This is a genomic window from Pseudofrankia coriaricola (assembly GCF_032027725.1).
Taxonomy (GTDB): domain Bacteria; phylum Actinomycetota; class Actinomycetes; order Frankiales; family Frankiaceae; genus Pseudofrankia.
This window is the reverse complement of sequence record NZ_JASNFO010000123.1, coordinates 1-12,930: the sequence shown is the minus strand read 5'-3', so window position 1 is coordinate 12,930 and position 12,930 is coordinate 1. Positions and strand designations below refer to the sequence as shown.

Here is a 12,930-nt window from a genome sequence, read left to right as displayed (position 1 = left end):
CTGTGCCATAACTGAGGTGGTCCGACTGGGGTGTTGCCATGGAAGCGAGGCGAGTCTGGCGTGGCAGACGGTGTGCCGCCGCAACCCGCGGATCTCGCGCCAGTTGTTGATCCTGAGACGTCCGCGGCCGGTCCGCCGGCGGTCGCCGGCGGGGCCGCGCCGCGGGGGCCGGTCGTCATCCGGATCCGGACCGCCGAGCCGTTGGATGCCCCGAGCTCGTTCGCGCTGCCCACCCGGCGGTCGGTCAGACTCCGACCCCCGCCCAGCGATCTGGTCCTTTTGACGGTGCTGACGATCGTCGGTCTGGTCGCGCTCGTCGTCCAGCTACGCGCGGCCTGGCACGACCACGAGCTGCTTGCGGACCTGTCGGCCCATGGCACACCTGCTATGGCGCAGGTGGTCGCGGTTGAGTCGAACCGTGGGCTAGACCACGCCACCGTCCGGTACACCGTCGGCCAGCACGTCGAACAGCGCAGGCTCGGCTTCTGGGTGACCTCGTCCGTAGATGAGGGCGACGCCGTCCGGATCATCTACGACCCGGAGCAGCCCGGACGCGTGGCGCTGGCGAGCTGGGTGAACGGTGAGCCGATGTGGTGGGACCTGGCGGGCGCCGCCACCGGGGCGGTGTGCGCCGTCGTCGGCGTGATCGGCCTGGCTCGGCGGCGGCCAGGGGCCAGGTTGTGATCTTGTAGTTCTCCAGCGGCAGCGTGAGCGCGGCCCCGTCCCGCCCGTGCACGGTGATCGTCCCATCCTCGGCGAACGTCACGGACTTCTCGAACGCGCCCGGGAGGTCGTACCTGACGTCGGTGAACGGGCTGGCGTAGACCGTCACCCGAGGGCCAGTGGACGCGTCCTTCCGGTGGAGCACCCGTCGACCCCGCGACGGACCGGGCATCGGCCATCCAGCGCATGATCGGGCCGGGCAGGGTGAGCAGTCTGACGACCGATGGAGCCCGATCAGGATCGGGGCGATCACGTGCCCGTCGGCTGGTGACCGCGTGACTCCGTCTGGCGCGAACCTGGCTGGCTGACTGGAGACGGCTCAGGGCTCGACGGCGAGGCGGACGCCGAAGGCGATCAGGACGAGGCCGGTGACGCGGTCCACCCAGCGCCGGACCGGGCCGTCGGACAGCCAGCGCCTCACCGGTCCCGACAGGGCGAGCAGTGCGAGGTAGTAGAGGGCCGCCAGCGCGACGAAGATCCCGCCCAGCAGCAGTGACGTCGCGGCCACCGGGGCGCCCTCGGGGATGAAGCCTGGCATGAAGGTCATAAAGAAGACCCCGACTTTGGGGTTCAGCAGGTCGGTCAGCAGGCCGGAGGTGAAGCCGCTCCCGATCAGGCCCCGGCGAGGCTCGGCCGCCGCGCCGGGGTCACCGTGGGACCTTGCCCGCAGCGTGGTCAGACCCATCCAGCCGAGGTAGACCGCGCCGACGATGCGCAGTGCGAGGTACCCGTCGTGGCTCGCCGTCAGCAGCGCGGACAGCCCCAGCGACGCGGCGACCACCCAGATGGACAGGCCGGTCATGGCGCCGAGCGAAGCCCGCAGGCCGAGCCGGCGCCCACCATTCATCAGGTTGCGCACCACGACCAGTGTGTCCGGCCCCGGCAGCAGCACGACGAGCACGGACGCGACCGTGAAGGTGGTAACCGCGACAAGCACCTATCGAGATTAGGACGCCGGCGTGCCTGGCGAAACCGCGTTTACGGCGCCGTGCCCGACGGCGCGAAGAGCGGGTATCGGCCGATGAACCCGAGCATCCGGGTCTGGACGTCGGACCCGTCCGGGACTGGCACGCGCGGCCCGTACTGCCCGGAGGCCCGGATCGCGTCCTCCATGCCCGCCATCCCCTCCAGCAGGACGGCGCACAGCCCGGGGTCGAGACGGTCGTCCTGGCCGGTGGCCCGGGCCAGGTCCCATGTGTGCATGAAGATGTCGACCGTGTAGAACTGGTCGACCGCCGCCGGGAGCGGGATTTCGCCGATGTGGGGGTTGCGCAGCACCCGGTCCGCCGTCGCCGGGTCGTCGAGCAGGGCCTGCACGGCGTCCGCGTGTACCCGCCAGGCCTCGACCGGGTCGGCGTCGGCCGACGGTCCGCGGGCGAGCTCGATCCCCGTCCCGGCTTCGAGGAAGCTTGGGAACCACTCGCACAGGTGGCGGACGACGTCGCGTGCCCGCCACTCGGCCACAGGGGACTGCGTGTCCCAGTCGCGGGTGCCGAGTACCCGGTCGGTGAACGTCGCCGCGACGTGCCGGTGGCGCTCGGCCGGCTGGCCGGCGAGCGCGACGAGGTCGACAGGTTCGATGGGGTCCCTGAGGTCGGCGAGCACGCCGCCGGCGCCCCGGTCGCCCTGGAACGACGGCGACGGCGACTGCTCGCGGGTTGTCTCAGGCATCGTCGGCGGCCAGGACCGCGTCCAGGACCGCGTCCAGCTTCACGTAGCCCTGCTCGATGCCGACCTCCATGCCGCTGTTCACGAAGGCGTCGCGGCCCTCGAAGCTGTCGACGAGGGACTGGGCGTGCAGGCGGGTACGGCCGTCGCCGAGGTCCTCGAACCACAGGGTCTCCAGCGCGACGCTGTCGGGCGCGCCCTCGTAGGTGAACGTCTGCACGAGCCGGTCGGGGCGGATCTCGTGGAACGAACCGTGGAAGGCGAACTCGGCGCCGTCCCGGTGGGCGACGTAGCGCCAGCTACCGCCGGTACGGGCGTCCCAGTAGTCGATGCGGTTGTCCATGCCGTCGGGGCCGGCCCAGCGAGCGAACAGCTCCGGGTCGGTGTGTGCCCGGAACAACTGCGCCGGGGTCGCGGCGAAGTCACGGGTGATCCGGACCAACGGCACGTTCGGGTCGGCTTCGATGCTGACAGTCTTCGTGGTGGTCATCAGGCGCTCTCTCTGCTCTCGGCCGCGTTGCGTGCGCGGGCGTTGTTCTTGCTCGGGTTCTTGGTACCGGGGTGGTTCGCCGGGTGGTGGGCGTTCTCGTTGTTCTCGTCGTCGTTCATGGCGGCGAGGACGGCGTCGAGACGGCGGTAGCGCTGCTCGGCCTGGCGGCGGTACCGCTCCAGCCAGGCCGTCGCCAGGTCGAAGACCTGCGCCTCCAGGTGCACCGGGCTGCGGTGACCGCCGTCGGTGCGGCTGACGAGGCCCGCCTGCTCGAGCACCTTGAGGTGCTTGGACACCGCCTGGACGGAGACCGAGTATGGCGCCGCCAGCTCGCCGACCGTGGCGTCCCCGTCCGTCAGCCGCGCGACCAGGTCGCGCCGCGTCGGGTCGGCGAGCGCCGCGAACACCTGGGAGAGCTGGTCCACCATTCCCTCGACTCCTCAACCAACCGGTTGATGAGAAGGCTAGAGTGGCTGGCGTCAGACGTCAACCGTCTGGTTGAGAAGTGCGAGGATCGGGGCGTGTGGACCAAGCGGGCGGTACATGCGCCCGCGGCGCGCCGGCGTCTCCGGCAGCCCCACCCACAGTGTGAGAAGCGGAGAGGAGCAGCACTTCATGACCAAGGTGATCGTGGCTCTCACGATGTCCCTGGACGGTTTCATCGCTGGCAGGAGCGATGCCGAGCATCCGGACGGCGAGGGCGAGGGCGTCAGGCGCATCTTCGACTGGTACTTCGACGGCGACACCCCCATTCGCCCCTACCAGGAGGCCGAGCGTCGAGGCGTGCCGGTACCACCGTTCAAACTCGCCGCCGCCAGCGCCAAGGTGTTCGAAGAGCTGGTGGACAGCGGCGGGGCGGTCGTGACCGGTCGGCGGACCTACGACATCAGCGGTGCGTGGGGCGGGAACGGGCCGCTGCCCGGGCTGCCGCTCTTCGTCGTGACCCACCGTGTGCCGGACCAGGTGCCGCAAGGCGAGAGCCGCTACACATTCGTCACGGACGGCATCGAGAGCGCCGTCAAGCAGGCGAAGGCGGCGGCCGGGGACCGCTGGGTGAGCCTGATGGGATCGAGCGTCCCGCAGCAGTGCCTTCAGGCGGGGCTGGTCGACGAGATACAGATCCACCTCGTCCCGGTGCTGCTCGGCACCGGTATCCGCCTGTTCGACCACCTTGGGCCGGACGGCATCGATCTGGAGCTTCTCAGGGTCGTCGAGGCCCCTGGAGTGACCCACCTGCGATACCGCGTCGTCAGGTAGTCGCAGCGGCGGGACGGCGAGCTGGCTGCGCGTTGAGCGGTGACCGGACCGTATCTGGTGGGGCCTTGCGGTGGCTGTTGAGGCTTGGCTCCCGGCGCTTTCCCGTGGAGATTGGGGGACTGGCCGTCGATGGCCGGCCGGACATGATCGCCAACTCGAACCATCCCTGCCACTCCTGCCGGCCCGCGATTCCCGGACCTGTCGGCGCTGGCGCGACGCCGACGTCAGCCACCCGACGTGCTGACGGCCCGACGCCGTGAACGCAACTCGAGCGCGCTGAGGTTGCCGTGGGTTATCGCGAGCTTGCCACCCGCCCCGTCCTCGTCTGGGCTCTCGTCGCCGTCGGCGCCCGGCTGCCCGTCGCGATGGCACCGCTAGCACTCGTCTTTCTCGTGCGCGAGCGCCCCGGTGGGTATGCGGTGGGCGCCGGGCTCGCCGCGGCCTATGTGATCGGCGAGGTGGTCGGGGCCGCGGTGCTCGGCCCGTGGCTGAAGCCAGAGCGGGCCCGCGGCCACCTGGCGGTTGGGTTGGCCGTCGGGGCTTGTGCGTTCGCCGGGCTCGGGTTCCTGCTCGACGCGCACGTCCTGGTGCTCGGAGCCCTCGCCGTGCTTGCCGGCGCCGCGCCCGCCGCGGCACCCGGAGGGTTGCGCACCCTGTTGACCTCGCAGCTTCCGGAGGCCCTCGTCGTCGAGGCGCTCAGTGCCGAGTCCGTCCTTACCTCCGTGGTCTGGGCCGCTGCCCCCGCGCTCGCCGGGGTACTCGCGCTGAGCCTTGCCCCATCCCTGCCACTCCTTCTCGCCGCGGTACTGATGGCCGCCGCCGCGGCAGGACTGTGGGCACAGCCCGCTGGCTGGATGGTGGACGCGGATGATCGGGAGGGCGTTTCCATGGCGCGGACACTCGTCCGCGCATGGCCCATCTACGTCACCGGTGGTGCCGCGATGTCCCTGCTGGCACTGGCCGAACTCGTCCTGCCCGCGCTGCTGGAACAGCGGGCGATCGGCGTCGGCTGGGCAGGCCCTCTCCTCGCGGGATTCTCGATCGCCTCGGCCGCCGGTGCCGCTCTGTATGGCCTGCGGGGCACCTGGCCCGGCTCGCTGCGTACGCAGAGCCTGGTTCTCCTCCTGGCCGTCGCCGGGTGCGTGGCCGTCGTCGCTGCGGCAGGTTCGCTGCCCTGGATCGCCGGCGCTCTACTCGTCGCAGGCCAGCTGGCGGCCGGTGTTCAGGTAACCCGCGCCCTGTCACTGCGCGAGGCTTTGCCGCCCAGCGCGTACGCGGCGGCGTACTCGGTGATGTATGCGGCGACCGGTGTCGGCTACGCGGCCAGTGCCACGCTCGTTGGCGCTGTGCAGAGCGTGGCCTCGCCGTCCGTTGCCGTCCTCGCAGGCGTGGCGTTCGCTCTTCTGCTGATCGCAACCAGCGCCTTGGGCGAGCTGAAGGCCCTACGCCAGGCCAAGGATCTGAGCGCTGTGGCCAAAGGGGATGCCGTCAGTGAACCTGAGGCTGCCGACTTTGAGCGGCTTTAGCCGCACAGCGGCGCGCCATGCGGTCGACCATTAGCCGCGGCGAAACGGCGGACTACATACCGAACGGCGGCCTGGATCACGTCGGATGGGGCTGTCGGCGGCTGCCGACGGTGCCACTGCTGACGGAGTTAACGTTGATTGGCTGGACGAGGGCTGTGGGCCAGCGTCAGCTTGGCTGAACCGTTCGATCGCTTCCATGATCGCTTCCTTGGTGGCGGGGCTGCCGGTGTGGCCGGACTCGGCGATGACCTTCAGTTCCGCGTCGGGCCAGGCTGCGGCGAGGTCCCCGGCGGTCCTGAGCGGGCTGGCGAGGTCGAGCCGGCCGTGGATCAGCGCCGCCGGGATGCCGGCCAGCCGGTGGGCGTCGCGTAGCAGCTGGCCGTCCTCGAGCCAGGCGCTGTGGGCGAAGTAGTGCGTACAGATACGGACGAATGCCAGGAGCGCATCGTCGGGTTTGCCGCTGTACTGGCCCGGGGCGCCGAGCGTCTCGTGGGCGATGACGGCGTCTTCCCAAGCACACCAGGCTCGCGCTGCGTTCATCCGGACCGTCGGGTCCGGGCTGTTGCACAGCCGGTTGTAGGCGGCGACGAGATCGCCGTCCCGGTCCGCCGTCGGCAAGGCCTCGTGGAATGCTTCCCACTCGGCTGGCAGGAGGCGGCCGACACCGCGGTAGAGCCAGTCGATTTCCTCGGGCCTGGTCATGGTGACGCCGACAAGGATGATCTCCGAGACCCGGTCGGGGTGGCGCTCGGCATAGGCGAGGATCAGCGTCGAGCCCCACGAGCCGCCGTAGAGGAGCCACCGCTCGATGCCCAGGTGCTCGCGCAGCCGCTCCATGTCGGCGATCAGGTGCTCGGTGGTGTTGTGCTCCAGGCTGACGGCCGGGTCGCAGGCATGGGGCCGGCTCTGGCCGCAACCGCGCTGGTCGAACAGGATGATCCGATAGACCTCGGGGTCGAACATCCGGCGGCTGCCACGGCGTCCGCCGCTGCCAGGGCCGCCGTGCACCCACAACGCGGGCTTGCCGCCCGCGTTGCCGCTGGTCTCCCAGTAGATCTGGTTGTCCTCGCCGACATCGAGAAAGCCATGGGCGTACGGCTCGATGGCCGGGAACAACTCCCTCATCTGTTTCCTTCCGTGGCCGGCCCTGGCTGCAACGGCGATGTGGTCCATACGGAGGGCCGGCGAGGCTGTCTATGGGGCGCCCGGGTGGATGAGCCCGGACTCGTAGGCGGTAATGACGGCCTGGGTACGGTCACGAGCCGCAAGCTTGGCGAGGATGCTGCTGACGTGTGTCTTCACGGTCTCGTTGGCGATGTAGAGCCGGGCGGCGATCTCGGGGTTGGAATGGCCGGCGGCGAGCAGGCGCAGGACGTCGGTCTCACGCGCTGTGAGCTGGGCGAGCCGGTCGGGCCGGACGCGGGGCCGGAGGCGGACGAACTCGTCGATGAGGCGTCGGGTGATGTCAGGGGTGAGGAGGGCGTCACCGCGGGCAACGACGCGTACAGCGTCGAACAGGGTCGTCGCCGGTAGGTCCTTCAAGAGGAACCCACTGGCTCCCGCGACGAGTGCGTCATAGACATACTCGTCGAGGTCGAACGTCGTGAGAACGATCACCCGGGGTGCGGGTGCGAGCGTGGTCGTGATGGCGCGGGTCGCGGCGATGCCGTCGAGGACGGGCATGCGGACGTCCATCAGGACTACGTCGGGGCGATGTGCCGTCGCGGCTCGGATCGCGTCCTGTCCGTCGCGTGCGGTACCGACGACGACGATGTCGTCCCGGGTCGCCAGCAAGGCGGAGAAACCGGCCCGGACGATTCCATCGTCGTCGGCGATTATCACCCGGATCGGTGCTGGCGCGGTCATCGGTTCCGTCGGAGGGGAAGCTCCGCGACGACCTCGAACCCACCGTCGGTCCTGTGCCCGTGGCGCAGGGTCCCGCCCACCGCGTCGACCCGTTCACGCATGCCGACCAGACCGAGTCCGGCGCTGTCGGCGGGCAAGGCCAGGTCCGGGGCGCCGTTGTTGATCATCAGGCGGAGCAGGCACGGCGTGTAGTCAACCGCGATGTCGACGTCGGCGCCGGGAGCGTGGCGACGGGCGTTCGTGAGGGCTTCCTGGATCACCCGGTAGGAGACGAGGTCGGTGCCGGCGGGGAGCGGGGCTGGGCTTCCGCTCACGGTGACGGTGACCACGGTGCCCAGGACGCGGGTGGCCTCGATCAGCGCGGAGAGCTGGTCGAGGCCCGGGCGGGGTGCGCGAGCCGATTCGGGCTGGCTGACCGCTGCGCCGCCGCGGGGTGGGGCGGGGGAACGGATCACCGTAAGGATGCGTCGCATTTCGGCGAGCGCGTCGCGGGCGGACTCGCCGATCGCGGCGAGTCGCGTGCCGGCGAGCTCGGGCAGGTCAGGCGTCGTGTAGCGGGCGGTCTCAGCCTGGATCGCAATGTGCGAGATGTGGTGGGCGACGACATCGTGCAGCTCCCGTGCGATGGCCGCGCGGTCGACCAGGATCGAGCGCTCGCGCAGCGTCGACGTATGGGCGACGGCGAGTGCCTCGTGTTCCGCGATGATCGCGTTCCGGCTCCGTAGGAGCCGGCCGAGACCGAGTGCCGCGGTCACGACGGCGAGCAACAGGTAGCCGGCGGCTCCCGGTTCGGCGGAGTTGAACGGCGTCACGGCGTTGACGAGGAACAACGCGCCGATCACACAGGTGTCGATCGCCGTCAGCCGGTAGGCGGCCACCGCGCACACGATCATGAGGCCTGCCCCGGCGCCGACCGGGATTGGCTGGGCCCGCGGGAAAAGCCAGCCCAACGCCGCGACCACGGCGACCGCTGCCGCCGCGCGCGGGAGGCGAACGACGAAGGCGAGGGGCACGGCGATCGCGATGGATGTCAGGAACCGGTCGTCGAGGCCCACCTGGGCCACCGCCGCGATCAGGAGCGTTCCCGCGGCGCCGATCCACGGCCATGGCATCGCCAGAATGTCGACCAGCGTGCCCTCGACGCGACCAACGATCGCCGGGCGGACTTGTGCGCTCATCGCCGACCAGTCTGTCTGGCCGGCCGGTGATCCCGCATCGCTCGCTCGGGGGAGGCCGACAACCGCTCCCGCGGGGGATCCGCCGCCGACGTGGCCGTCCCTACCGTCCCAGCCATGCGATCGAACCTTCCACAACCCGGCCTGACATTTGAGGCGCTGACGAAACGGTTCGGCACCGTGGTCGCGCTCGACGACGTCACGTTCACGGTGCCACCAGGCACGGTCACCGCCCTCGTCGGCCCGAACGGCTCCGGCAAGACGACCTCGATGCGCATCGCGCTCGGGCTGGCCAGCCCGAGCGCGGGCCGGGTACTGGTCGCGGGCCAGCTCTACCGGCACCTCGATGCCCCGCTCACCCGGATCGGCTCGCTGCTTGATGCCACCGCCGTGAACCCTGGGCTGACCGGCCGCACCCATCTGCGCTGGCTGGCCGCGGCAGGCGGCATCCGCGCGGCCCGCGTCGACGCGCTCCTCGAACAGGTCGGCCTCGGCACCGCCGCTCGACGCCGGGTCGGCGGATACTCGCTCGGCATGAAGCAGCGGCTCGGCGTTGCCGCGGCCCTACTTGGCGACCCACCGATTCTCATACTCGACGAACCGATGAACGGACTCGACCCCGAAGGCATGGTCTGGTTTCGCCGGCTGGCGAGGAACCTCCGCGACGAAGGCCGGGCTGTCCTCGTCTCCTCGCACCTGATGCGCGAACTTGAAGGCATCGCCGACCGCGTCGTCGTGATCCACCGCGGCCGGATCGCCGCCGACGCCAGCATCGCATCGCTGCTGATGGGCAGCCCCGACGCCGCCGACCGTCCCAGTCTCGAAGACGTCTACCTGCGAGTCGTCACCTCACCCGAGGAAGTCCGTCCATGACCCCGAACTCCAGGCCGCATCCTCGCCTCAGGACCGTCCGGGCAGAATGGATCAAGACCGTCGGCAGCCGCGGCACGCTCACCGCGATGGGCCTGCTTGCCACCCTCCCTGTCGGGTTCTCCGCGCTCGTCGTCGCCAACACCCCCTCCACCGACCCGCCCGGCGCACCCGGTGACGACGACATCGTCGCCAACACCCTCGTGGGCGTGCTCATCGGCGTCGTCATCGCCGCGGTCGTCGGCGCGACAGCGATCGGCAACGAGGAACGCTCAGGCATGATCTCGACCAGCTACACCGCGACCCCGCGCCGCCACCGGGTGATTCTCGCCAAGGCGTCCGTCGCCGCCGCAAGCACCCTCGTCATCGGCATCGCCTCGTCCTGGGCCTCCTATCTCGTGGCCCGCCCGCTCCAACGAGGCCAGGGCTATGTCGCCCCCAGCTACCCCGAACCCGACCTGTTCAGCGGGCCATTCCTACGCGCGATCGTCGGCACCGGACTACTGACCACCTTGATCGCCGTCTACGCCGTCGGCATCACGACGATCGTGCGGCGTACCTCGATCGCGATCCCGGTCGTCGTCGCGACGCTCCTGCTACCTGGCCTGCTCGCCACCAGCGACCGCATACAGCAGTTCACTCAACGCTGGACACCGTTCGCCGGCTTCTCCATCCAACACACCGTCCAACGCCCCGACTACTTTGCCGGGCCCTGGCACGGCTTCGTCGTCACCGCGGCTTACACCACCGTCGCCCTCGTGGCCGCCATCTCACTTGCTCATCGCCGCGACATCCGTCCGGCGTGAACGCCCTCGAGCGCACGGCGGCGGTGTGGCCGGTGAGTCACACCACGAGCTGGACCGGACTCGGCGCGGCGCACACGACCGGATGCCATCCCGACGCCCTGTCGGCGCGGGGCTCCGCGACGCCTGGCACCATGCCACCGGCCTCCCGTCGCGTCCCGTGGGCCGCGACTCGAGCCCGACCGCCACAGGACTATGAAGGAAGAAACGATATCCCTACGCACAATGCAAGTATGATCATCAAGAAGAATGTGCCGAACAGTAGGTCGGACAAGAGTTCGGGTATCATCGCGCGGCGCTCGCCTGGCGGAACGGCAATTGTGACAGCAAGGATAACGATAACCGCTGTGCCGACCGACATTGCGAGGACTATTAGGGCTCCTCCAGGGGTGAGCCTCGGCGTAACTATCCGGTCGTCTGACATTCGACGCTTCTCCCAAAACGGCGACGGCGGCACCTCAAAAGGGGTACGAAAACTCCGCGACGCGATCATGCCCGATATGTCTGTCCGGGTCGGCCGGTGGCGGGCTCCCTGACGGGTGCGAGCGGTTGCTCGGGCTGTCGAGCCAGAACATCCGGCCGGTCGTGGTGGAGGCAGGGCCGTGGGCGCTGGGCAGGTCGCGGCGATGCGTCGGGTCACCTCCTCGCCGGGGGTAGCGGCGGTGCGTCCATTGTCACCCGTCGCGGGAGCGAGGCTGTCTCATCCCGGGTGGTGAGGGGCCGGTCACGGTCTCCGGGGCCGAACAGGCTGTGGGCTTCGGTGTCAACGTGGCTTCTGCCGCCTGCATCGCTGTGCGGATGGCTGTCGGCTTGGGGGAGCCGATCTGGCCGTTGAGGCTGACAGCGTGGGCGGCCGGGACGGTAGGGCTCGGCGGGTCTGTGTGCGGCCCGGATCCCGACGTTGACGCTGACTGCCCGGGTTATCGGGGTGGCCGGAGGCCGTGGTCAGTGTGAGTGGGTCGGTTTCGGACCACAGCGAAACGGCGAACTACATAGCAAATGGTGGCGCGCGTCACATGCTGGCCGGTGGCCGCCGGGAGTCGTCACCGCAGCCGCCTCGCTCCAGCCGCCACGGTGCGCCGCAGCGGCCAATGATCGCCGTTTCTGCTCCCCGGCGGTTGTCCGCGGAGCCGAATCTCGACCACGAGGGGGCGTAGGTAGCAATCACCTGTCTGCGGGCTGGCGGCGGTGTCGGAATCTGTCGGTGCTTGTCGTCATGATCGGGCTGTGGCTGACGAGGGTGTGGTCGAGGGCGTTGGGGACGACTGGGGACTCCGCCGGCAGGTGATGGAGGGGCTCGGCGAGTACCGGTGGTTACGTGATGTTCGCCGTGTGCTGCCGGAGCTGCGGGCCAGCGGCAGGCTTGCGGTCGATGCTGTGCCGTGGCGGCGATATCACCATGCGTTCGGAAGGGCCGGGGACGTGCCTGACTCGCTGCGTGCGCTTTCCGACGGCGATCCGGATGTCGTGTCGCGTGAGCTCGGCGGCCTGTGGGGCAGGATTCGTCACCAGGGTGGCACCTCCGCCCCGGCGGCTTTGGCGGTGCCGTTCCTGATCCGGCTCGCTGCCCACCCGGCCGCGCACTGCCGCGCCGGTCTGCTGTTGCTGGCGGCCGAGGCGGGCCATCGCGACCATTTCGGGGGCGATCTGCGCCAGGACCTGCTCCGGGTGGATTATCCACCCGAGGATCTGCGGTTCGATGTCTCCGGGTACCCCGTCCAGTTGACGTTGGAGGCGGCGCGCGAGGCGATCACCGCGGACGTCTCGCTGCTGATCCCGCTGCTTGATGACGCCGACGCGGCGGTGCGTGCGGCCGCCGCCTACGCGCTGGCCACCGTGCCAGGAGCGCCACCTGTGGTGTCGCAGGCGCTGCGGGCACGGCTGGCGTTGGAGGATGACGAGCCGGTGCGGATCAGCCTGGTGCTCGCGCTCACCCAGCTCGCGCTCGAACGATCTGAGGCGGCAGTAGCCGTGGCATGGGCCGAGCAGCTGTGGACGGACGAGGACAGCTCGATCGATCTCCGTCTCGCCGGGGCGCTGGCGTGGCTGTGCGCGACCGTGGCGCCGCCTCCGCGGCGCCTGCTTGACCTGCTCGCAACGGCCACCACGCCGGAGATGGAGCAGTGGATGCTGCAGGTGCCGTGGCAGGATGACCTCGCCTGGGCCGGCAGCCTCGCCGTATGGCTCGCCGCGTTCCTCAACAACTCACCGGCCCAGGACCCCGAAAACCCCTTCGCGTCCCTGTAAGCGGCCGGCACCGCTAGTGCGTTGTCCGCGAATGCGGGTCGGTTCTTGTTGATCAGGCGGCGTTTCTGGTGTGGCCCCAGCGGTGCTGGCGTTCGGAGTGGATACGGGCGCGTTCGCGGCGCTGGGCTTCCAGCACTGCTGGGTGGCGGCGGTGGGTGTTGCGCCAGCGCAGGTAGGCGTGCAGGTCGCGAGCGAGTGCCGGGTGGTTGGGCGGGTCGCTGTTACCGAGGGCGAAGCCGCGCAGCGGGCCGAAGTGGGCCTCGATCGGGTTGGCCCAGGACGCCTGGGTCGGGGTCAGGCACAGC

Annotated in this window: 13 protein-coding genes and 1 pseudogene; 6 read left to right on the top strand and 8 right to left on the bottom strand. The window is 70.1% G+C overall.

Annotated features, from left to right (window positions below):
- The first annotated feature begins 60 nt into the window (after positions 1-60).
- Positions 61-684, top strand: coding sequence for a DUF3592 domain-containing protein (locus tag QOZ89_RS42555; protein WP_157910648.1), 624 nt, complete (start codon positions 61-63; stop codon positions 682-684).
- Positions 685-1,042: 358 nt separating this feature from the next.
- Here the strand turns inward: QOZ89_RS42555 and QOZ89_RS42550 are convergent, their stop codons facing one another.
- Genes QOZ89_RS42550 through QOZ89_RS42535 form a run of 4 tightly spaced genes read right to left on the bottom strand, consistent with a single transcriptional unit; the run spans position 1,043 to position 3,309 of the window.
- A complete protein-coding gene (locus tag QOZ89_RS42550) occupies positions 1,043-1,660 on the bottom strand; it encodes a LysE family translocator (protein ID WP_071055007.1) in 618 nt (205 codons plus the stop codon).
- Between the two features lie 41 nt (positions 1,661-1,701).
- A complete protein-coding gene (locus tag QOZ89_RS42545; RefSeq protein ID WP_312629872.1) occupies positions 1,702-2,394 on the bottom strand; it encodes a TIGR03086 family metal-binding protein in 693 nt (230 codons plus the stop codon).
- On the bottom strand, positions 2,387-2,881 hold the full coding sequence (locus tag QOZ89_RS42540) for an SRPBCC family protein (RefSeq protein ID WP_312629871.1): 495 nt from the start codon (positions 2,879-2,881) through the stop codon (positions 2,387-2,389). The genes QOZ89_RS42545 and QOZ89_RS42540 overlap by 8 nt, the downstream gene beginning before the upstream one ends.
- Positions 2,881-3,309 (bottom strand): ArsR/SmtB family transcription factor, encoded by a 429-nt coding sequence (locus tag QOZ89_RS42535; RefSeq protein ID WP_083420186.1) that lies wholly within the window; start codon positions 3,307-3,309, stop codon positions 2,881-2,883. The genes QOZ89_RS42540 and QOZ89_RS42535 overlap by 1 nt, the downstream gene beginning before the upstream one ends.
- Before the next feature lie 187 nt (positions 3,310-3,496).
- Between QOZ89_RS42535 and QOZ89_RS42530 the strand changes: the two genes are divergently transcribed.
- Together QOZ89_RS42530 and QOZ89_RS42525 are read left to right on the top strand one after the other, a co-directional pair.
- Positions 3,497-4,138 carry a dihydrofolate reductase family protein gene (locus tag QOZ89_RS42530; RefSeq protein WP_312629870.1) on the top strand — a complete coding sequence of 214 codons (642 nt, stop codon included), beginning with the start codon at positions 3,497-3,499 and terminating at the stop codon, positions 4,136-4,138.
- A gap of 287 nt (positions 4,139-4,425) precedes the next feature.
- Entirely contained in the window at positions 4,426-5,664 is a 1,239-nt protein-coding gene (locus QOZ89_RS42525; RefSeq protein ID WP_312629869.1) for a hypothetical protein, read from the top strand.
- Positions 5,665-5,694: 30 nt separating this feature from the next.
- Here the strand turns inward: QOZ89_RS42525 and pip are convergent, their stop codons facing one another.
- The 3 genes from pip to QOZ89_RS42510 form a co-directional block, all read right to left on the bottom strand.
- Positions 5,695-6,789 carry a prolyl aminopeptidase gene (pip, locus tag QOZ89_RS42520; RefSeq protein WP_312629868.1) on the bottom strand — a complete coding sequence of 365 codons (1,095 nt, stop codon included), beginning with the start codon at positions 6,787-6,789 and terminating at the stop codon, positions 5,695-5,697.
- A 69-nt stretch (positions 6,790-6,858) separates the two neighbouring features.
- A complete protein-coding gene (locus tag QOZ89_RS42515) occupies positions 6,859-7,530 on the bottom strand; it encodes a response regulator (RefSeq protein WP_312629866.1) in 672 nt (223 codons plus the stop codon).
- Entirely contained in the window at positions 7,527-8,708 is a 1,182-nt protein-coding gene (locus QOZ89_RS42510; protein WP_071055017.1) for a sensor histidine kinase, read from the bottom strand. The genes QOZ89_RS42515 and QOZ89_RS42510 overlap by 4 nt, the downstream gene beginning before the upstream one ends.
- 114 nt (positions 8,709-8,822) lie before the next feature.
- Between QOZ89_RS42510 and QOZ89_RS42505 the strand changes: the two genes are divergently transcribed.
- The 3 genes from QOZ89_RS42505 to QOZ89_RS42495 all read left to right on the top strand — a co-directional run bounded on the left by QOZ89_RS42505 (position 8,823) and on the right by QOZ89_RS42495 (position 12,625).
- On the top strand, positions 8,823-9,578 hold the full coding sequence (locus tag QOZ89_RS42505; protein WP_071055019.1) for an ABC transporter ATP-binding protein: 756 nt from the start codon (positions 8,823-8,825) through the stop codon (positions 9,576-9,578).
- Positions 9,575-10,381: an ABC transporter permease subunit gene (locus QOZ89_RS42500; RefSeq protein WP_312629864.1), complete on the top strand. Its 807-nt coding sequence runs from the start codon at positions 9,575-9,577 to the stop codon at positions 10,379-10,381. The genes QOZ89_RS42505 and QOZ89_RS42500 overlap by 4 nt, the downstream gene beginning before the upstream one ends.
- A gap of 1,224 nt (positions 10,382-11,605) precedes the next feature.
- Positions 11,606-12,625, top strand: a complete 1,020-nt coding sequence (locus tag QOZ89_RS42495) for a HEAT repeat domain-containing protein (protein WP_131804248.1) — start codon at positions 11,606-11,608, stop codon at positions 12,623-12,625.
- Between the two features lie 52 nt (positions 12,626-12,677).
- On the opposite strand, the pseudogene QOZ89_RS42490 reads toward QOZ89_RS42495, so the two are convergent.
- A pseudogene (locus tag QOZ89_RS42490) lies at positions 12,678-12,930 on the bottom strand (hypothetical protein); the annotation flags it as partial.

Bases quoted from the DNA above. Each gene is read 5' to 3' on its own strand.
- QOZ89_RS42545 (WP_312629872.1), bottom strand. From the start codon at position 2,394: ATGCCTGAGACAACCCGCGAGCAGTCGCCGTCGCCGTCGTTCCAGGGC.
- QOZ89_RS42540 (WP_312629871.1), bottom strand. From the start codon at position 2,881: ATGACCACCACGAAGACTGTCAGCATCGAAGCCGACCCGAACGTGCCG.
- QOZ89_RS42535 (WP_083420186.1), bottom strand. From the start codon at position 3,309: ATGGTGGACCAGCTCTCCCAGGTGTTCGCGGCGCTCGCCGACCCGACG.
- QOZ89_RS42530 (WP_312629870.1), top strand. From the start codon at position 3,497: ATGACCAAGGTGATCGTGGCTCTCACGATGTCCCTGGACGGTTTCATC.
- pip (WP_312629868.1), bottom strand. From the start codon at position 6,789: ATGAGGGAGTTGTTCCCGGCCATCGAGCCGTACGCCCATGGCTTTCTC.
- QOZ89_RS42515 (WP_312629866.1), bottom strand. From the start codon at position 7,530: ATGACCGCGCCAGCACCGATCCGGGTGATAATCGCCGACGACGATGGA.
- QOZ89_RS42510 (WP_071055017.1), bottom strand. From the start codon at position 8,708: ATGAGCGCACAAGTCCGCCCGGCGATCGTTGGTCGCGTCGAGGGCACG.
- QOZ89_RS42505 (WP_071055019.1), top strand. From the start codon at position 8,823: ATGCGATCGAACCTTCCACAACCCGGCCTGACATTTGAGGCGCTGACG.
- QOZ89_RS42500 (WP_312629864.1), top strand. From the start codon at position 9,575: ATGACCCCGAACTCCAGGCCGCATCCTCGCCTCAGGACCGTCCGGGCA.